We start from the raw sequence: 18,213 nt of genomic DNA on the forward strand, positions 1-18,213 counted from the left end.
TCTCGTGAGTGATCAGACCAACGTAACTACCGCCACTTGGCCCCGTTCTAGAATCATCGCAGCCTGGGTAGCGGCGAATGCGGTTATCGTTGGAATCCTGATCTTCTGGCCCTTCGCCAAGGGCGACCCGATGTATTACTTCCGTAATTCCTTGGGCAAGCCCACGCATCCCAGCCATGGCGCGCTGCCGCTATCCGAGTATCCGGATGCCGGCCTGTGGCCCGTCCGCGCGATCATCCAGCTGAGCGGAGACAACGCCTTTGTTTTCCTCACCCTGTTCTCTGGGTTCCTCATTGCCCTCAGCACGGCATTCTTCTTCTACCTACTGAACCGCAGCCACCGCGCCGCACTGTTCTGGACTGCCTTCACCGCCGCCGCGGGGCCTATCGCCTACTCTCGCCTGGATCTCATCCCCGGCCTGCTGGTCGCCGCCACCGCAGCCGCACTGTTCACCCACCCGAAGCTCGCCTCCGCACTGCTGGGATTTGCAGCGATGTCGAAGCTGTGGCCTGCCGCGCTGGCCGCCGGGCTGGTGGATCGGTGGAATCGCTCCGCTACCTGGGCTCGCCTGGCCACGTTCGGTGGCACCCTCGTGGTCGTCGGCGCGATTACGGCGCTGACTTCCGGCTGGGATCGCCTGGTCTCCCCGCTGACTTACCAGGACGTCCGTGGCCTGCAGATCGAGTCGATCCTCGCCACTCCCCTGATTGTCGCGGCTGCGTTCTTCCCCGGCCATTGGCACATCGATAAGGCCCCGTCGAAGAGTTTCGAGATCTTCGGCCCGGGCGTGGATCAGCTGGTCACGGCCAGCAGCGTGTTGATGGCGTGCACCATGTTGTTCGGCCTTGCCTGGGCTCTGTGGCATTTTCTTGGTGACGCCTGGTCTCCCCTCAGTACCGCCCTGTTCTTCCTGACGATGGTGCTGCTGCTGATCGTCTCCAACAAGGTGTTCTCCCCGCAGTACGTCGTATGGTTCGGCCCGGTGTTGGCAGTCCTGTTGGCAAAGCAGCCGGACAACCCCGGCGCCTCCGGGCGGGACAGCACACGCGACGAGGCCAATGCGCAAGCCGGAACGAGTAGAGAGGCCGACACGCTGCGCAAGCTCGCATGGCTCAGCGTGCTCACTGCCGCCCTGACCACGGCAGTGTTCCCCTTCACCTATAACCTGCTGTTCGAAGGTCCCCACTGGTTCGCAGCCCTCGTACTCACCGCCCGGAACATCCTGATGGTCTACATCACTTACCTGGCGCTCAAGCTCACCATCCACGCCGGGTTAAAGTCGCGAGCCGCAAAGAAGCGGGAGGCTGAGGGCGTCACGAAGAAAGAACGTCTTAAGGAAAAAGCCTGAGGAAAAGGGCTTAAGAGTAACGGCGCACGTTGCGATCACGCGTGAGCCACATTCCGCAGAAACCGCAGGCCCATACGGTAGCCACCGCGATCCAGGCCATGCCGAAGTCCGCCCAGTCGTAGTTGCCGTCCGGGGCGCGCAGGTTCAGCAGCACACCGACGGCCTGAGCTCCGATCATTCCCGCGATCCAGCCGCCCATATTCGCCAGGCCTGTGCCGGTCGCGACAAAGCGGCGGTCCACCTTCTCGCGCACGGAGTCGAAGCCCAAGTTCGCAACCGGGCCTGTGAAGCCCATGACGATGTTCATTAGACACGCCGCCCACAGCGCGCCCGTCGGCGCGGAGGTGAAGAACCACAGCCAGCCCAGCCAGCCGGTGATGGAGAAGACCATCACAATCTGCATGCGGCGATTGTAGAAGCGGGCGGACAGCAGACCCACGATCGGGCCGACCGCCACGGAGGCCAGCGTGCCCAGCGAGAGTGCCAGGCCGGCCTGGTCGGCGGGCAGCCCCAGACCGAGTGTCATGATCGGCAGGCCCCACAGCAGGGTGAACACCACCAGCGCGCCTAGGCCCGTCCAGTGGACGAAGAAGCCGTGCCAGCAGACACGGTTGGTCAGCACGTTGGCCAGGACCTTCTTCACGCCCAGGCGCTCGGCGGGCTTGGCGGGCTCGGCGCTGGCCTTGGTGCCCGCATCAGCGCTGGCCTTTCCGCGCGCCGCCTCCGCTTCTGCCTCTGCCTCCGGCTCTGGCGAGTCCTTCACCAACGCGCCCGCGGCCAGCGCCAGCAGCGCACCAACCGCGCCGAGGCTCACGAAGCCGGTCTGCCAGCTGGTCGCGTGCAGCAGGCTCAGGAAAGGCACAGCAGACAGGAACTGGCCGAACTGCCCCACCGCACCCGTCAGCTGGCCGAGCAGCGGCGCGTGGCGCAGCGGAATCCACGCGGGGATCAGGCGCATCACGGACAGGAAGGCCGTCGCATCACCCGCGCCGATCAGCATGCGGGCGAAGATCGCCACCGGGTAGCTCGTGGTGAAAGCCAGCGTGACCTGCCCCACCGCCATAACGAAAGCGCCGGCCACCATTAGCTTGCGTGGGCCGAAGCGATCCACCAGTAGTCCCACCGGGATCTGCGCGAAGGCGTACACGGCCAGCTGGAGTGCGGTAAACACCGCCAACTGTGCAGCGTTGATGTGGAAGCGGTCGATGGCATCCACACTGGCCACGCCGAAGGACGTGCGTCCCGTTACCGCCGGGGTGTAGCACAGCACCCCGGCTCCCCACACGATGAGCGCGCGTGCGCTGAGTTTGTCTTTATCCGTAGCTGTCACTCATCTCACGCTACTCCGTGGGTTATGGATAAACTTATTCACCATGAGCTCTCGCCGCCCCTTCTCTAATCCTCTCCGTGTTTTGGTCTTCGTCGTGGTCCTGCTGCTCATAATCGCTTCGCTTATTTGGGTTGCTCTGGACTCTTTGGGTGGGGACGCCCCCTCGGCCTCCAACACCACCAACTCCAGCGAGGGCTCGTCCAACTCCGCCACCTCAAGCTCCGCGAAGCCCAGCGAGAAGAAGCCGAAGAAGGACGACAAGCGGGAGGACGAGGATGACCCCTCGGTGGTTCCGGGGCCAGTCGGGGGAACCGGGTCTTTCAACATGGACGGCCCCGCGCCGGTGCAGGGTGCAACGTTCGACTCGATGCCCTACGCCCTGCCGCTGAACCCGGCGGGTCCGCAGAACACCATGGTGCGCTGGGTCAATGGCTGGGGTGTTTCGCCGAAGGATGCGGAGAAGGGCACGATGTACGTCCTGGGGCATGCGTGGGGTGCGGCCCCGCTGGTGTTTAACCCCTTGAGCGAGGCCGTGACGGCGGATGTGGACCTGAATGCCCCACCGAAGAACGTAAAGGGCACGGATGGCAAGCCGGTGAAGCGCTACTCTTCCGACGTGCTCAACGGAGCAAAGATTAAGATGCGCGACGGCGCGAACCACCAGCGGACCTGGAAGGTTACCCGCAGTTGGCTGGTGGATAAGAACGAGGCCATCGTGGATCCGGACATTATGGACGACAAGCGTCCGGGGCGGATCGTGCTGATCGCCTGCTCGGTTTCCGGCAGCAACGACCTCGGCTACAACGTCATCGTCGAGGGCGAGCTGGTCTAGCCCGCTGGCGGCGAGCGGCTCCGGCGGCTGGCTACACGCGGCTCCGGCCACGGGTCTAGTCGCTTCGCCCGCCGGCAGCTTCGGCCGCGGGCCTAGCCGCCGTAGTCGATGCCAACGTCCTCGCCCCAGAACACCCGATCCACCACCCGGTGGGCCTTGCGGGTCTTCTTCAGGTAGTCGTCCAGGAACTCCTGGGCCTGCTCCGGCGGCCAGTGGGCGGCCGCCGCGACGTGGCGCAGCTGGTCGCCGTGGCTGGGCAGCTGATCCTTCCGCTTGCCCTTGACCAGCACAATTGCGTTGCGGGCGATGGTGGCGGTGATCCAGGCATCGCGCAGAATCTCCGCATCGGATTCGGCGATGTACTCGCCGCTGGCGAGCTCGCGCAGGGTCTCCAGGGTAGAGGTGTTACGCAGGTTATCCGCATCGTCCCCGTGCTGCATCGTAAGCAGCTGCACGGTCCACTCCACGTCCGTCAGGGCGCCACGGCCCAGCTTGGTGTGGGTCTTGCGGTCCGCGCCGCGCGGCAGGCGCTCGGCATCCACGCGCGCCTTCATGCGGCGAACCTCCTGGACGACCTTGTCGTCCACGCCTCCCGGCGGGTAGCGGAAGTCGTCGATCATGCGCAGGAACTCGATGCCCAGGTCCTTGTCGCCCGCGATCCACGTGGCGCGCAGCAACGCCTGCATCTCCCACGTCTCGCCCCATTCCTTGTAGTAGCGGCGGTAGGAATCCAGCGTGCGCACGACAGGGCCGTTGCGCCCCTCCGGGCGCAGGTCAATGTCCACGTCCAGGGGCGGATCCTGGCTGGGCCTTCCCAGGCGCGTTCGCACCGTGTCGCAAATGCTGGTGGCCCACTTCAGCGCCTCTGATTCGTCCGCGCCTTCGACAGGCTGGGCGACGAACATCACGTCGGCGTCAGAACCATACCCGAGCTCCGCACCGCCCAACCGTCCCATGCCGATAACGGTGATGCGCGCCGGTGCGTTGGCCACATTCTCGTCTTCCCAGAAACGAATCTCGGCGCGCAGGGCGGCCTCGAGCACCGCGTCCCACACCCAGGACAGGGAAACGCAGACCTGCTCCACGTCCATGAAGCCCAGCAGGTCGGCTGCGGCGATGCGGGCCAGCTCCGCGCGGCGCAGCGAACGGGCGACGGCGATGGCCTTGTCCGGGTGGCGATGGCGGCCGGCAGCTGCGACCAGGGAGTGGGTGACAACCTGCGGCTCGCGCTCCAGGAATTTCGGGCCGGTGGCGCCGTCGGACAGGATCTTCACCGAGTCCACGGAGTTTAAGAACAACTCCGCGACATAGGGCGAGGTGCCCAGGATGTGCATGAGGCGCTTGCCCACGATGTTCTCGTCGCGCAGCAGGCGTAGGAACCAGCTGTAGTCGTGCGCGGCCTCCGAGAGCTTGCGGTAGTTCAACAGGCCAGCGTCCGGGTCGACCGTCTCCCCCAGCCATTCCAGCAGCGTGGGCAGGATGATGGCCTGCAGCTTGGCCTTGCGGCTGCTGCCCGCGGCCAGGGCGCTTAGGTGCTCGAAGGCACGGTCCGGGTAGGCGTAGCCCAGGGCGGCCAGCTGGCGCTTCGCGGCCTCCGGCGACAGGCGGATCGTGTCGGCCTGCATAGCCGCCACCGAGGTTAGCAGCGGGCGGTAGAACAGCTTCGAGTGCAGCTGGCTGATCTCCAGGCTCACGCGCTTAACGTCTGCCGCCAGCTGCTCGTCCATGCTCCTCGTGCCCTCTGGGCGGCAGCCGGAGGTGCGGCCCAGCCACACGCGGGCAGCCTTGTCCTCCTTCGGCGGCAGGGTGTGCGTGCGCTTCAGGCGCTGCAGCTGCAGGCGGTGCTCCAAAAGGCGCATGAAGGCGTAGTTTTCCTGCAGGTTCTGGCAGTCCGCACGTCCGATGTAGCCGCCCTTGGCCAGGGCGCGCAGCGAGGCGACGGTGGAGCGAGTGCGCAGCGATTCGTCCGTGCGGCCGTGCACCATCTGCAGCAGCTGGACGGCGAACTCGATGTCGCGCAGTCCGCCGGGGCCCAGTTTCAGCTCGCGGGCGCGGATGTCGTCCGGGATGTTTTCGATCACCCGGCGGCGCATGGCTTGCACGTCGTGCACGAAGTCCTCGCGTTCGGCGGCCGACCATACCTTCGATGCCAGCTCGTCGACGTACTCCTGGCCTAGCTCCAGGTCGCCGGTCATGGGGCGCGCCTTCAGCTGCGCCTGGAACTCCCACGTTTCGGCCCAGCGGTTGTAGTACTTCACGTGCGATTCCAGGGTGCGCACCAGGGCACCGCTCTTGCCTTCGGGACGCAGGGCGGCGTCTACCTCGAAGAACACGCGGCTGCCGATGTTGATGAACTCGCCCGCCCAGCGGGTGGCCTTCGGGTCGGCGGGTTCGGCGACGAAGATGACGTCCACGTCGGAGATGTAGTTCAGCTCTTGCGCGCCGCACTTGCCCATGGCCAGCACCGCGAGGCGGGCGGGCTGCTCTTCCGGCTCGTACACCTGCGCGCACGCGACGGCCAGGGCGGCGGTCAGCGCGGCGTCCGCCGCGTCGGAGAGTCGGCGGGAGACCAGCTCGAACTCGACGGGCTCGGCCGATTCCTCGCCGCGCTGCACGAAGGTGCCCGCGACGTCGACGGCGGCGATGCGCGCGAGGATGGTGCGGTAGGTTCGGCGCATTGCGTCGTCGGCCTCTGGGCCTGTGACGCCCGCCCGAAACACCCGCTCGCCCGATCCTTCAACGGAAGTTGCCGAGACGCTGCCGAGCATGAGCTCCATCATTTCCTCGGCCGACGGCATGCCGTTTTCGAGCTGTTTCCACTCCGCCGGGTTGGCGACGATGTGGTCGCCCAGCATAGACGACGCACCGAACAGGCTCAGCAGGCGGACGGCGAACTGGCGGGATTCGTTGACGCGCGTCAGCAGCTCGGCGCTGGTGCCTGCACTGCCGGAGCTGCCAGTGCCACTACCGCTTCCGGCGGCGCCCCCGGCCGCGCCGTTGGAACTGTCCGCAGCGTTCGCAGCGTCTGCGCGGTCGAGCGCCTCCACCAGGCGAATCAGGTTGTTCAGCGCCAGATCCGGATCACCCGTCGAGGCGAGAATCCACATCTGCTCCGCGTGCTGGACATCCACCCATCCGAGCCGCTCAAGGTCGTCCTGCGCCTTGGGGTGGGTCAGGCCCAGGGTACGGGCGGTCGGCACGGAGGAACGCGAACTGCGGGGGCGGGTCATGGGGTGAAGGTGCTCCTGGAACTCAAGGAAGTACTGAAGGTGGTGGGAGGGGTGGAAGTGCGGGAGAGGAAGCCGCAGACTAGGCGACTAGAAGGACAGGTTGTTCCGCAGCTCCCACGGCGTGATCTGCGACTGGTACTCGTACCACTCGCGCCACTTGTTGCGCAGGAAGAACTCAAAGACGTGCTCGCCGAGGGCATCGGCAACCAGCTCGGAACGCTCCATCTCCCGCAGCGCACTGTTCAGATCCGAGGGCAGATCCTTGTAACCTGCGGCGATGCGCTCGCGGCGGGTCATGCGGGAGACATCCTCCTCCGCCGGGTTGGGCAGCTCGTAGCCTTCCTCGATGCCCTTCAAACCTGCGGCCAGTAGAACCGAATAAGCCAGGTAGGGGTTGCAGGCGCTATCCGGGGAGCGGACCTCCACGCGGCGGGAGGCCGCCTTGTTCTGCGTGTACATCGGCAGGCGCACCATCGCCGAGCGGTTCGACGCACCCCACGCCGCCGCACGCGGAGCCTCATCGCCGGAGGTAATGCGCTTGTAGGAATTCACCCACTGGTTCGTCACAGCCGTGATCTCCGGGGCGTGCTCCAAGATGCCCGCGATGAAGGACTTCGCAGTACCCGACAGGCGCAGTTCATCATCCGGGTCGTGGAAAGCATTGCTCTCCCCCTCGAACAGGGACATGTGGGTGTGCATCGCGGAACCCGCGTGCTCGTGGAAGGGCTTTGGCATAAACGTCGCGGCCACGCCATTGCGGCGGGCGACCTGCTTAATCAGGTAGCGGAAGGTCATCACGTTATCCGCCATCGTCAGGGCATCGGCGTAGCGCAGGTCGATCTCCTGCTGCCCCGGCGCGTTCTCGTGGTGCGAGAATTCCACAGAAATCCCCATGTGCTCCAGCGCGCTAATCGCGTGGGCGCGGAAAGCCGGAGCATCGTCAGTCACCGCCTGGTCGAAGTAGCCGCCGTTATCCGTCGGCACCGGCGGATACCCCTCCGTCTCTAGCTCCTTCACCAGAAAAAATTCGATCTCCGGGTGCACATAGCAGCTGAAGCCCTGGTCCGCAGCGGCCTTCATCTGGCGGCGCAGAACCTGGCGCGGATCCGCCCACGAAGGGGTGCCATCCGGCATCGCAATGTCGCAGAACATGCGCGCCGACAAAGCTCCATCATCTGACTTAAACGGGAAGATCTGGAACGTCGATGGGTCCGGCTGCGCGATCGTGTCCGACTCCGCGATGCGGGAAAACCCCTCAATCGCCGAGCCGTCGAAACCGATGCCCTCCTGGAAAGCCCCCTCTAGCTCCGCTGGCACCACCGCCACGGACTTGAGGTACCCCTGGATATCCGTGAACCAAAGGCGAACGAAGCGGATGTCGCGTTCTTCCAGCGTACGCAGAACATATTCCTGTTGGCGATTCATATCCCCCATTGTAGAAGTTCCCTGCCCGGCTGCGCCCCCGTTTGCGCTAGGCTACGCCCCCGTTCGCGCCCGCCCGCGCCCCCGTTTGCACTAGTCGGCGGTTTAGCGGTTGGGGTTGAGGGCGTCACCTAGAATGAACAGCATGACTGCAACATCTGGAACATCCGGCTCCACCCCCAACGGCTACCTGGTCCCCACCAAGAAAGTGCGCATCGCCGATCTGAAGGCGCGCAAGGGCACGGGCGAGCCGTTCGCGATGCTGACCGCCTACGATTACTCCACCGCCGTCGCGTTCGCCGAGGCGGGCGTGGAAATCATGCTGGTCGGCGATTCCGCCGCGAATGTGGTGTTTGGGTACGACGCCACCCAGCGCATCAGCATGGACGAGATGGTCTACCTGACAGCCGCCGTTGTCCGCGGAGCCGGCAACGCCGCCGTGGTCGCTGACCTGCCCTTCGGCACCTATGAGGCTTCGGATGAGCAGGCCGTGAAGGCCGCCACCGAGATGCTGCATCGCACGGGCGCGCATGCGGTGAAGATCGAAGGCGGGGTGCGGATTGCGGATCGCATTCGCGCTATTACTGACGCCGGCATCTCCGTGTGCGCGCACATCGGCTTTACTCCGCAGTCCGTCAACCAGCTGGGCGGCTTCAAGGTGCAGGGCCGCGGGGCTGGCGCCGAGCAGCTGCTGGCCGACGCCCGTGCCGTGCAGGAAGCCGGTGCCGACATGGTGGTGCTGGAGATGGTGCCCGCGGACGTGGCTGCTTCCGTGACTAAGGAGCTGGACATCCCGACGATTGGCATTGGTGCAGGTCCGGACTGCGATGGGCAGGTTCTGGTGTGGCACGACATGGCTGCATTCCCGGCGGGTGGGCACCGTCCGCGCTTCGCTAAGCAGTGGGCTTCGGTGGGTTCGGACCTGACGGCCGCCGCTGCTGCCTACAAGCGAGAGGTTGCTGAGGGTAAGTTCCCGGCGCAGGAGCACTGCTTCTAGGCCTGCTGGCTAGGCTGGACTGGTCTGGGCTGGCTGGCTCCCTCGCTCCAACGGCCGCCCCCACCTCGGCAGCCTGGCACCGACCCGCTCCCCAATTCCGCCGCGCCACACCAACCCCACAGACCACTCTGGCACCCTTCGAGCCGGCTGGCACCCCCACCTCAGCGGCTAAATGTCGTTAAAGTGGTAATTCGTCTTCCCGAAAAAATTTGTCCAGCTAGCGAAATTGCTCTGACCTGCGTCTTTGCAGTGTCTACAATCGTTGCCAGTAACGTTTTGCAACTTTAACGACATTTAGCGCGCCAGCCACCGCCAGCCACGCCCACGCGAGCCGCCGCCAGCCACCACTAGCTTCGCCCAGAAATGTAAACCGTAAGCCGAACCGGCATGCCGCCGCCAGGCGAGTTTTCTAAATCCATCCCTCTACTTTCTCGAATATATTCTGGCCTCTCCCCAAAATGAAAATGGGGATTTAAACTAAACTCTTTCCCTCCCTTAACGGCACGAACACCGGAATCCAGATAGCCGCCGCAGAAAATTGACTTCTCATACTTGTCATCCCCCTGATCCCTACATCCCACAAGGTCATACTGCATTAACTCTGGGTCACTGGACAAAGCGTCTAGAACCTCTTGATGATACTTCTCCAAAAAAGTCTTCTTGTCGTAATCCACTCTCACGGTGTTTATTGGGGAATCTTCCGTCACCATTGGAACCGCCCTTCCGTTACCGTATTTATCCAGGGTGTAGATCCTGGAAGATATTTCACCCGGGAACAGCACTAATTTGAAGGACAACGGAACAGAAATCACGTATATCGAAAAGGACAGAGCAAAGAAAACTACCCACATACGGGTTTGTCTGCCGGGGTTCTTTTTTCTCCAAACCGATCTGGAAATCAAAATAATGATTGCCACCCAGGCCATAATGCTGGACAGAACAGTAAAGAGGATCAACCCGTGAAAGATGACATCTAAAACATTAGCCCCTGGGGCAACATCAGAGACGTCAAAAGTCCGATAGAAAACATTTACGTCCACACGCTTTTAGCCCCTTTATTACGCCTGCACATAGTGACCTGCCTTGAACTGCGCGTTTGATCAACACTTAGGACAGTACAACAATGCTGGGCGGTTGGGGTTAGATGGCGTCCAGAATAACGAAGGTGGCGGCGACCACGCCGCAGATCAGGACAGCCGCAGTCACCGCGACGACCGAGCCGACGTTCGCGGTGAGGCGTTCGGCGCGCAGACCGGCGCTAAAGCGCAGGTAGCGGCGCCTTTGCGTCAGCAGAATGAGCGCCGCGAGCAGCACCAACACTCCCGCGGCGGGCAGGACGATCACGCCGTAGCGGCCGATCCACCGGAACAGCATCGCGCTGACGACCAACAACGCCAGCAAGGTGCGCTGCCACGACAGGCTGGTGCGCTCCGGTTGAAGTCCCAGGTCAGAGTGCGGGCGCTCGGGCACCTCCCGCGCAGCCCCACGCACCTCCCGGCGCGTCATTTACAGCTCCATCCCAAAATCGCCGAAGATCACAAACCCCAGCACCACCGCGCAAGCCACCACGGCCACGCCCGCCAGAAAGGGCACGATCGCGGGCACCGGCAGAGCCTTCCCGGTCCGCATGGCACGCTCCACGCGCAGCCACCGCACCGCCGCCCCCAAGCCGATCAGCATGCCGACGATCAGCACCAGAACAGCCGCGGCACTCCACAGATGCTCGGGCACGTTGGGCGAACGGAACGCCTCCAGCGCCACCCCGCCGGCAAGAAACGCCAGGCTGGTGCGGATCCACGCCAGGAAGGTGCGCTCGTTCGCCAGGGTGAAGCGCGGGTCCGGCTCCTTCCCCTCGGGCAGCAGGGTGCGCGCCAGCCACGAGCGCTCCGAGTCCTTAGTCGTCATCTTCCGCGTCGTACTCCTCGGCCTCCTTGGTGCGCTGCTGCGCGGTCTCGATGGCAGCCTCGGCCTCCTCGCGCGAGTCGTATGGCCCCATGCGGCTATCCCACGCGCTGTCCTTGCCCTGGCTCACCTGGCCGCTCTTCGTGTCGTAGTACCACTTCTGCGCATCATTTTCGCTCATAGGCTCATGTGTACCACACGCACCGGACACCCCCCTGCCTAATCGGCCGGCCAGGCGAAACGTACCTCTCGCGCTGCGGGTTCGGCTTCAATCAGGGTTACTTTAACTGTTGACGCCTCGTCTGGGCCGCCCACACAAGTCGTCAAGATGGGCGGCTCCTCGACTAGGATCTTCGCCTTGTCTCCGCCGTCGCTATTGAGCACCGTCGCGTTGAAATTCTGGCCCACCCACGGTTGCAGGACGACCGCCTCGGTGAGTTTCATGCAGGCGCGGTCGACGGCGCTGGCCGTCTGGCTACTGGATTTCATGGTGCCGAGAACCTGGTCGACGTTGGCGGTCACCCACTCCGGGATGGGCTGGGAGCTGGCGATCGCCAGGCAGATTTCCGTAGCGAAGCGATCCACCAGTCGGCGCAGGGGTGCGGTGACGTGCGCGTAGTGGCCGCCGATGCCGGCGTGGATGCTGGGCTCAGGCTCCGCGCCGTCTGCACCGCCGGCACCGCCCGCCCCGCCGGCCAGGCCGAACTGCTGGTACCCCGCCCCGCGCAGAAGACTCTGCGCGTCGCGCATGAGTGCCATGCCGCGCGGCGTGGAGGCGTCAATATCAGCGAGCAATTCCCCGATCGGGCGGCCGGAGCGATCGAACCCCAAGGCGTGCGCGGAGTGGTCGAAGGCGGCGATCTCCTTGTCCCCGGCGGGCGGCAGGGTGCGCAGGATGCCCACGCCCGCGCGCACCATCATCTCGCCAGCGCACATGCCCGCCAGTAGGGACAGCTCGGAGTTGAAGTCGTTCATCTCCTGGCGCTCGTCGATGCCCAGCAGGTAGCGCTCGGTGCCGTCCTCGGTCTGAGTGCGCTCCACAGAGATCGAGGGCAAACGCAGGTTGATAGCCTTACGCCGCAGGTCAGAGCGCTGGCGCGCCCGGCCAACCTCCGGCAGCTGGGCGATGGCGGGGTGCAGCGCGCCGCCGTGCATGTCCGCCTCCACCTCGGTGTAGTCGAAGCGCTTCACGGAGCGGATTAGCGCGCGGTACACGGTGAAATCCGCGACCTCACCGTCGGCACGCAGCAGAATATCCCACACCACGGCGGGACGGGTCTGGTCCGGCAGCAGCGAGGCGCTGCCCTCCGAAAGCTCCGCTGGGTGCAGGCGGGTCGGCTCGTCCGGCAGGTACATTGTCTGGCCGCGCTGCAAGGATTCCGCCATCAGAGGCCCGACCGGATCAACAAAGGCGCCGACGTCCGCGATGGCGTACAGCACGCGCCACCGGGCGGCGCCGCCTTCACCGCCCGGCGCGTCCTGAATGTTCACCGCCTGGTCCAGGTCCATCGAACCCGCCGGGTCGATGGTCACGAACGGAATATCCCGCAGATCGCGGCGCTGGTCGGCGTGCCGGTCGCTGGATTGCAGCGCCTCGGCGTGGACGTCCTCCGGGAAGCGTTCCGGCAGTTGGAACTCCTCGGCGATGGCGCGGAAGTTCAGCTCGGCGGCGAAAAGTTTCATGACTCCAAGAGTGGCACAACCGCCCCGCCCCGGCCACGCACCCAGCCGAGTTTCCCGGCCACGCCGGAAACCCCCGAAAAAATTTTTGCGCCGAGACGGCCTATGAGCCGGATTCTGTCCTATCCCCCGCCTATTCCGCAGCGCCCGCGAGGGGCACGCGAAGAAGGCGTGGGACGAGGCGATCATCCATCTGAGCCCACCATTGCTGGTGGCTTCAAGCGGCCTACCTGCTCATTGTTGGGCGGGCAGCCCTAGAGCTACGCCGCACGCTGGTGCACCATCTGGGATGGCGCGCGTGCGGGCACCTTGACCTTGCTCCCGGTGGGGTTTACCTAGCCACCCCAGTCGCCTGGGGTGCTGGTGCGCTCTTACCGCACCTTTTCACCCTTACCCGCGCGTGGCGGGCGGTTTGTTTTCTGTGGCACTGTTCCCGCGGGTCGCCCCGGGTTGCTGTTAGCAACCACCGTTGCCCTGTGGAGTCCGGACTTTCCTCCGCGCCCGGCCTGCCCCGTGTACAGGGTGGTTCCGTGCGCCGCGATCGCCCGGCCGTCTCGACAAGGCTTAACTCTAGCGCACGGTTTCTCCATCGAGGAAGTGCGTATCGTTGACCCTTCGCACCACAGCGCTGTCTTTGTTGCTGCCCTTGTTATTGACGCCCACTTCTCCCCCGGAACCATTCGAGCCATCCGGGAAGATTTCGATGACGCTCAAGCCTGCCAGGTCCAGGTGCAGCGTGCGGTACAGTGCACCGCTTGCGCAGAGGGCGTGACGCAGGATGGATTTGATGGGCGTGACGTGGCTGACCAGCACGACGTCCTCGCCGGGATGGTTGCGAGCCACGTCGCGGAGGAAGGGGCGGACGCGGGCGAGCACGTCGTCGGGACTTTCACCTCCGCTGGGGGCGGCGGAGCTATCCCAGAAGCAGGCGTCGTGCTCGAGCGGGAATTCATCCATGACCTCGGCGAAGGTGCGGCCTTCCCAGTCTCCGAAGTTCATTTCGATCAGGGCCTCGGTCACGTGAACGCGGGGAGAGGTGGCAAGTGCCTCAGCCACGGCCTCCGCGGTCTGGCGGGTGCGCTTCAGCGGGGAGCTGTAGATCGCCACCGGGCCAGCGCTGCCACCCGCGCCGCCTGCCAGCTGTCCGGCCACGTAGGCCGCGGCCCGTCGAGCCTGCTCATGCCCGTGGGAGGTCAGCTCCGGGTCGGAGAGCCCGGAGAACTGCTTCTTCACGCTCATCTCCGTCTGCCCGTGCCGCAGCACCCACAGGCGGGTCGGCTTCCCGCCGGGGTGCCATTCCGGCGCGCTCGCGGCATCGGTCACGGCCTCCGCACCAGTGGCCTCCGCGCCCGCAGTCCCTGCAGGTGCCGGCGCGGCATCCCCGTCGGCTTCGGCTGAGTCGGCGGCGGGTTGGAACGAGAGGGCGTCATCAAACCAGCGGCCCCCAACCCCATCATCCATGGCGCGATTGGCCAGCTCGTCAGCGCGTTTGTTCTGCGCGCGCGGCACCCAGTTGTAGGTGACGGCGGCGAGGGTGGCCTCGAGTTCCTTGACTCGCGCGGCCAGGGGCTTCATGTCAGGGTGCTTGATCTTCCAGCGGCCGCTCATTTGCTCGACGACGAGCTTGGAATCCATGCGCACCTGGATCTCCAGATCCTCGGCAGCCACCCCACGTATCTTCGCCACCTCGATGGCCAGCTCCAGAGCATTGATGAGCCCCTGGTACTCCGCCACATTATTCGTAGCCTTGGCGATGAACTCCCAGCGTGCGGCTACTTCCTGGTCACCCTCCAGGACCGAACTTCCGCAACCGGCGATGCCCGGGTTACCGCGGGATCCTCCGTCGCATTCCACGTCTAAACGCATCATTCATCACCCTCGTTCTGTCGTCTTCAGGCCACTCTATCGCAGCAGCAGGACATTACATTCAGGGCATCGCGGCACTGACCCGCCGTCTGCCGTCAGCGCGTCGATCTCCTTCAGCGACAGAGGGTCCAACTCCATGAAGCACGCCTGGCACGTCCGCCCCTTCAGCAGCGCCGCACCCACCCCGTGCTCGGCGAGCTGCTGGTCGTAGGCCTGTAGCAGCTCCGCGTTCGTGTCTTCCAGTGCGGTTCGGCGCTGGGCCAGCCGGGCCTTAATCGCGGAAACATCTGCCTCTAGTGCGTTGGTCGCGCGGTCCAACTCTGTTTGCGCTGCGGCGATATCTTTGTCGACCTGCGCATGTGTCTGGTCGTCGGCCTCGTCGGCGGCGGAGTTCGCGCCACTGAACATGGACTGCACCTTCATGGAGCGTTCCAGTCGCCTCTCCAGATCCTGCAGCCGGTCGTGGGTGCTGCGCAGGTCGTGTTTCAGGTCGCGCCGCCGCTCGGGGTCGGTCTGCGAGTTCAGCCCCGCAATATTCGCCCGTTCGCGTTCCTTGAGTTTCGCCACGTCCTGACGCAGACGCATCAGGGTCGCTTTGTCGCTTCTGACCTGCGCATTGTTCAGCACCTGCTGGCGGCGATCTTCGCGCTTTTGAGCCTGCAGCTCCTCCAGCTTCGCCTGCTCCGGCAGCGAATCCAGCCGCGCCTGCGCGATACCCAGCTCCTCCTGGTCGCGTGCTAGGTCTGCCAGGATCCTTCGGTCGTCGGTCGTCCAGCGCATCGCAGTTGCCCTCCTACTTTTTGTGCACGGTCCACGGGTCGGTGCGCACGTCGATCACTGTGGTCTGTGCCTTCGTTGCCTTCTTAATGACGCCTTCCGCCTGGAAACACCACGGAAACTCGCTGGCCCAGTGGGCGGTATCGATGACCGGGCATCCGCCCATGCGCAGGTGCTCATCCACTGGGTGGTGGCGCAGGTCGGAGGTGACGAAGCAGTCCACGTCCATTCTTGCGACCTGGCCGAGGAAGCTGTCGCCGGCGCCGCTGGCGACGGCGACGGTGTGGATCATGGCATCGGGGTCTCCGGCTGCGCGCACGCCCCATTCGGTGGCGGGCAGGCGCTCGGCCACGCGGGTGGTGAATTCCCGCAGGGTCATTGGAGTATCCAGCTCGCCGACGCGGCCGATGCCCAGCTGCTGGTCGGCGGGCGTGGGCAGGGAGGTTTCCACACAGTCGTAGGCAGGCTCCTCATAAGGATGGGCCTTGATGAGAGCCGCGCGGATCGCTTCCCGCTTCGCGGCGGGGGCAACGAACTCGATGCGAACCTCCTCGACTGTCTCGACCTCCCCGACCGCGCCGAGATGCGGATTCGCACCCTCCGTGGGCAGGAACTGGCCGGTGACGGAGAACTCGAAGCAGGCCTGCTCATAGTCGCCCTGCGCGCCACCGCCTGCGGAGAAGATGGCAGATTTCACCGTGGGGGCGTCATTAACAGGAACGGTGAAGCCCCACTTGTCGGTGCCGGAAGGAATCGGACGCAGAGGTGCACCCGGGGTGACGCCGAGGAGTTCAGCCAGGCGATCGTTCACGCCGGGGCGGGCGGAATCCGCGTTCGTGTGCGCGGCGAACAGGGCGATGCCGTTGCGGATCAGCTTGTGGACGATGCGGCCCTTCGGGGAGTTGGCGGGCACGGCAGTGACGCCACGGAGCAGCAGCGGGTGGTGGACCACGAGCATCTGCGCGCCCTGGGCGATGGCGGCCTCCACTACATCGTCGGTGCAGTCCAGAGCGAAGGCGACCTTGTCGGCGGGCTCGGCGGGGTCGCCGCAGATCAGGCCGACTGCGTCCCAGGATTCCGCGAGGTGGGGCGGGTAGGCGGCCTCCAGGGCGGCGACGACGTCGGCGACGGTGGTTTGGTTCGCGGCGGATGCGGCGTTGGCTGCCTGGTTCGAGGCGGGTGCGGGGTTGGTAGATGGCTCTGGCACGGATTCTCCTGGGGTACTGCTATGTGCTGCTGCAAGGTGCTGCCAGCCAAGCTGCTCGCTCGGCTGGCTGCATGCTCCACCCAGCCTAGCCAGATCTGACACACTGGAGGAGTGCGAGATTTACCTATTCTGCTTGTAGACGTAGACGGAACGCTGATGGATAGCTACCCCGGCATCCGCGCCAGCTTTGTGAATGCCCTGGAGGCACACGGAGTGCCCGTGCCTCCCGAGGAGCGCGTGCGCGAGATCCCCGGCCCTCCGATGGTGGAAACTCTGCGGGACATTGGCCTGGAAGGCGAGCTGCTGCAGAAGGTCTTCGACACGTACCTCTCGGACCAGGAAAACGGACGCTGGAAGGAAGCCACCCCGTTCCCCGGCATGCGCGAGCTGCTGGAAAAGTGGTCGAACGAGGGCATTATTTTGTCCACGGCGACGTCAAAGTCCGAGGTGTCGGCGGAGCGAATCCTGCGCGAACACGACATGCTGAAGTACTTCGCGGTACTCGGCGCAGCACAGGAGGACGGCACCCGCCGGTCCAAGGCCGCTGTTATTGAGTACGCGCTCGAGCAGCTGAAAGAGGCTCCCGAGGTGCGGGAATTCCTGGCACACATGAGCGCCGAGGAAGGCCTGCAGGCCCTCGACCCGACGAAGATGCTGCTGATCGGCGACCGCATCCACGACGTGGAGGGTGCCGCGCAGTCCGGCATCCCCACGGTGCTGGTCGGCTGGGGCTACGGTTCCGCAGAAGAGCACGCCAAGGCCGCCTACAGCGTGGACACACTGGAGGAGCTGGACGCGCTGGTGCAGCGCTGGGCCAACGAAGGCTAGCCGGGCTGCTCAACGAACTGAAAGGAACTCAATGCACATCACTGTCGTATGCACGGGCAACATCTGCCGCTCCCCGATGGGCGAGGTGATTCTGCGCGCCGGCCTCGAGGAAGCCGGCATCACCACCAGCCACTCCCCGGCCGCTGATGCTGACGGCGCCGACGCTGCCGCTGGATCCTCCGCTTCCGCCGACGCGCCCGTGACCCTGAATTCCTGCGGACTCGGCGGCTGGCACATCGGCGACGGTGCTGATGGTCGGGCGGTGGACGAGTTGGCGTCAATGGGTTACGACGGCACGGCGCACCGCGCGGCACAGCTCGGACCTGAGCATTTGGGCGCCGACCTTTTCCTGGCCATGGACGACGGGCATGTGCGCGGGTTGCGCAATGCGGGTGTTGCCCCGGAGCGCATTCGTTTGTTCCGTAGCTTTGACGCCAACTCCCCCGCCGGTGCCGAAGTCGCCGACCCTTACTATGGCCACCGGTCGGACTTTACCGAGGTCGGACAGCAGATTGAGACTGCCGTGCCGGGGATCGTGGAGTACGTGCGGGAGCAGCTGGGGCGATAGTCCTGCGGACGCGGGCGCCGGGATAGCTGGGGCCGGAGGCCTTTCCGCCGCTTACTGCTCGGCAGAGTTGCAGAACAGCGTCCGCGCAGACCTCAAAACGCCACCGCTGGCACCTAAATGTCGGAAAAGTTGCACAACGTTATTGCAGGCAATTTTCACTAACACATACCTGCAGGTCAGAGCATTTTGTTTGCGCGCCGACCGATTGCTGATTTTCCGTTCTGCA

General features: G+C 64.9%; 16 protein-coding genes and 1 other RNA gene. 5 read left to right on the forward strand and 12 right to left on the reverse strand.

The annotated features are described in order from the left end of the window. Nucleotides 1-4 precede the first annotated feature (4 nt). Nucleotides 5-1,348, forward strand: coding sequence for a hypothetical protein (locus QKE30_RS04030; RefSeq protein WP_347934160.1), 1,344 nt, complete (start codon nt 5-7; stop codon nt 1,346-1,348). Nucleotides 1,349-1,358: 10 nt separating this feature from the next. Here QKE30_RS04030 and QKE30_RS04035 read toward each other — a convergent pair whose 3' ends face one another. Then, on the reverse strand, nt 1,359-2,678 hold the full coding sequence (locus tag QKE30_RS04035) for an MFS transporter (protein ID WP_347934161.1): 1,320 nt from the start codon (nt 2,676-2,678) through the stop codon (nt 1,359-1,361). A gap of 43 nt (nt 2,679-2,721) precedes the next feature. Between QKE30_RS04035 and QKE30_RS04040 the strand changes: the two genes are divergently transcribed. Continuing rightward, nucleotides 2,722-3,510, forward strand: coding sequence for a sortase (locus tag QKE30_RS04040; protein WP_347934162.1), 789 nt, complete (start codon nt 2,722-2,724; stop codon nt 3,508-3,510). A gap of 92 nt (nt 3,511-3,602) precedes the next feature. On the opposite strand, the gene QKE30_RS04045 is transcribed toward QKE30_RS04040, so the two are convergent. Continuing rightward, the gene (locus QKE30_RS04045) at nt 3,603-6,740 is read right to left on the reverse strand and encodes a bifunctional [glutamine synthetase] adenylyltransferase/[glutamine synthetase]-adenylyl-L-tyrosine phosphorylase (RefSeq protein ID WP_347934163.1); all 3,138 of its coding nucleotides are present in this window, start codon (nt 6,738-6,740) and stop codon (nt 3,603-3,605) included. Nucleotides 6,741-6,827: 87 nt separating this feature from the next. Then, nucleotides 6,828-8,165 carry a glutamine synthetase family protein gene (locus QKE30_RS04050; protein ID WP_034965301.1) on the reverse strand — a complete coding sequence of 446 codons (1,338 nt, stop codon included), beginning with the start codon at nt 8,163-8,165 and terminating at the stop codon, nt 6,828-6,830. A gap of 133 nt (nt 8,166-8,298) precedes the next feature. Between QKE30_RS04050 and panB the strand changes: the two genes are divergently transcribed. After that, nucleotides 8,299-9,159 carry a 3-methyl-2-oxobutanoate hydroxymethyltransferase gene (panB, locus tag QKE30_RS04055; RefSeq protein WP_239201263.1) on the forward strand — a complete coding sequence of 287 codons (861 nt, stop codon included), beginning with the start codon at nt 8,299-8,301 and terminating at the stop codon, nt 9,157-9,159. 347 nt (nt 9,160-9,506) lie between these two features. Here panB and QKE30_RS04060 read toward each other — a convergent pair whose 3' ends face one another. The 9 genes from QKE30_RS04060 to QKE30_RS04100 all read right to left on the reverse strand — a co-directional run bounded on the left by QKE30_RS04060 (nt 9,507) and on the right by QKE30_RS04100 (nt 16,591). Next, a complete protein-coding gene (locus tag QKE30_RS04060) occupies nt 9,507-10,199 on the reverse strand; it encodes a hypothetical protein (RefSeq protein WP_239201262.1) in 693 nt (230 codons plus the stop codon). Nucleotides 10,200-10,299: 100 nt separating this feature from the next. After that, entirely contained in the window at nt 10,300-10,665 is a 366-nt protein-coding gene (locus tag QKE30_RS04065; protein ID WP_239201261.1) for a DUF202 domain-containing protein, read from the reverse strand. Continuing rightward, nucleotides 10,666-11,064, reverse strand: a complete 399-nt coding sequence (locus QKE30_RS04070; protein ID WP_070488843.1) for a DUF202 domain-containing protein — start codon at nt 11,062-11,064, stop codon at nt 10,666-10,668. It abuts the gene before it with no gap. Next, complete coding sequence (locus tag QKE30_RS04075) at nt 11,054-11,242, reverse strand: SPOR domain-containing protein (RefSeq protein WP_239201260.1); 189 nt, start codon at nt 11,240-11,242, stop codon at nt 11,054-11,056. Before QKE30_RS04075 ends, QKE30_RS04070 begins: the two co-directional genes overlap by 11 nt. Nucleotides 11,243-11,280: 38 nt before the next feature. Next, complete coding sequence (locus QKE30_RS04080) at nt 11,281-12,744, reverse strand: RNB domain-containing ribonuclease (RefSeq protein WP_239201259.1); 1,464 nt, start codon at nt 12,742-12,744, stop codon at nt 11,281-11,283. 87 nt (nt 12,745-12,831) lie between these two features. Then, nucleotides 12,832-13,298, reverse strand: an RNA gene (rnpB, locus tag QKE30_RS04085) — RNase P RNA component class A. A 13-nt stretch (nt 13,299-13,311) separates the two neighbouring features. Then, nucleotides 13,312-14,607: a bifunctional RNase H/acid phosphatase gene (locus QKE30_RS04090; protein WP_347934191.1), complete on the reverse strand. Its 1,296-nt coding sequence runs from the start codon at nt 14,605-14,607 to the stop codon at nt 13,312-13,314. A 36-nt stretch (nt 14,608-14,643) separates the two neighbouring features. Then, nucleotides 14,644-15,387: a C4-type zinc ribbon domain-containing protein gene (locus tag QKE30_RS04095; protein ID WP_347934164.1), complete on the reverse strand. Its 744-nt coding sequence runs from the start codon at nt 15,385-15,387 to the stop codon at nt 14,644-14,646. Between the two features lie 13 nt (nt 15,388-15,400). Then, entirely contained in the window at nt 15,401-16,591 is a 1,191-nt protein-coding gene (locus tag QKE30_RS04100) for a Nif3-like dinuclear metal center hexameric protein (protein WP_347934165.1), read from the reverse strand. 111 nt (nt 16,592-16,702) lie between these two features. Here QKE30_RS04100 and QKE30_RS04105 point away from each other — a divergent pair, with 111 nt between their 5' ends. Together QKE30_RS04105 and QKE30_RS04110 are read left to right on the forward strand one after the other, a co-directional pair. Beyond that, the gene (locus tag QKE30_RS04105) at nt 16,703-17,419 is read left to right on the forward strand and encodes an HAD hydrolase-like protein (RefSeq protein WP_347934166.1); all 717 of its coding nucleotides are present in this window, start codon (nt 16,703-16,705) and stop codon (nt 17,417-17,419) included. A gap of 31 nt (nt 17,420-17,450) precedes the next feature. Further along, on the forward strand, nt 17,451-17,987 hold the full coding sequence (locus tag QKE30_RS04110; RefSeq protein WP_347934167.1) for a low molecular weight protein-tyrosine-phosphatase: 537 nt from the start codon (nt 17,451-17,453) through the stop codon (nt 17,985-17,987). Nucleotides 17,988-18,213: the final 226 nt, after the last annotated feature.

The organism is Corynebacterium sp. c24Ua_83 (assembly GCF_039907245.1).
Classification (GTDB): Bacteria; Actinomycetota; Actinomycetes; order Mycobacteriales; family Mycobacteriaceae; genus Corynebacterium.

Coding starts and splice junctions, on each gene's coding strand:
- QKE30_RS04090 (WP_347934191.1), bottom strand. CDS start 14,607: ATGCGTTTAGACGTGGAATGCGACGGAGGATCCCGCGGTAACCCGGGC.
- QKE30_RS04040 (WP_347934162.1), top strand. CDS start 2,722: ATGAGCTCTCGCCGCCCCTTCTCTAATCCTCTCCGTGTTTTGGTCTTC.
- QKE30_RS04080 (WP_239201259.1), bottom strand. CDS start 12,744: ATGAAACTTTTCGCCGCCGAGCTGAACTTCCGCGCCATCGCCGAGGAG.
- panB (WP_239201263.1), top strand. CDS start 8,299: ATGAACAGCATGACTGCAACATCTGGAACATCCGGCTCCACCCCCAAC.
- QKE30_RS04045 (WP_347934163.1), bottom strand. CDS start 6,740: ATGACCCGCCCCCGCAGTTCGCGTTCCTCCGTGCCGACCGCCCGTACC.
- QKE30_RS04070 (WP_070488843.1), bottom strand. CDS start 11,064: ATGACGACTAAGGACTCGGAGCGCTCGTGGCTGGCGCGCACCCTGCTG.
- QKE30_RS04110 (WP_347934167.1), top strand. CDS start 17,451: ATGCACATCACTGTCGTATGCACGGGCAACATCTGCCGCTCCCCGATG.
- QKE30_RS04095 (WP_347934164.1), bottom strand. CDS start 15,387: ATGCGCTGGACGACCGACGACCGAAGGATCCTGGCAGACCTAGCACGC.
- QKE30_RS04075 (WP_239201260.1), bottom strand. CDS start 11,242: ATGAGCGAAAATGATGCGCAGAAGTGGTACTACGACACGAAGAGCGGC.
- QKE30_RS04065 (WP_239201261.1), bottom strand. CDS start 10,665: ATGACGCGCCGGGAGGTGCGTGGGGCTGCGCGGGAGGTGCCCGAGCGC.
- QKE30_RS04050 (WP_034965301.1), bottom strand. CDS start 8,165: ATGAATCGCCAACAGGAATATGTTCTGCGTACGCTGGAAGAACGCGAC.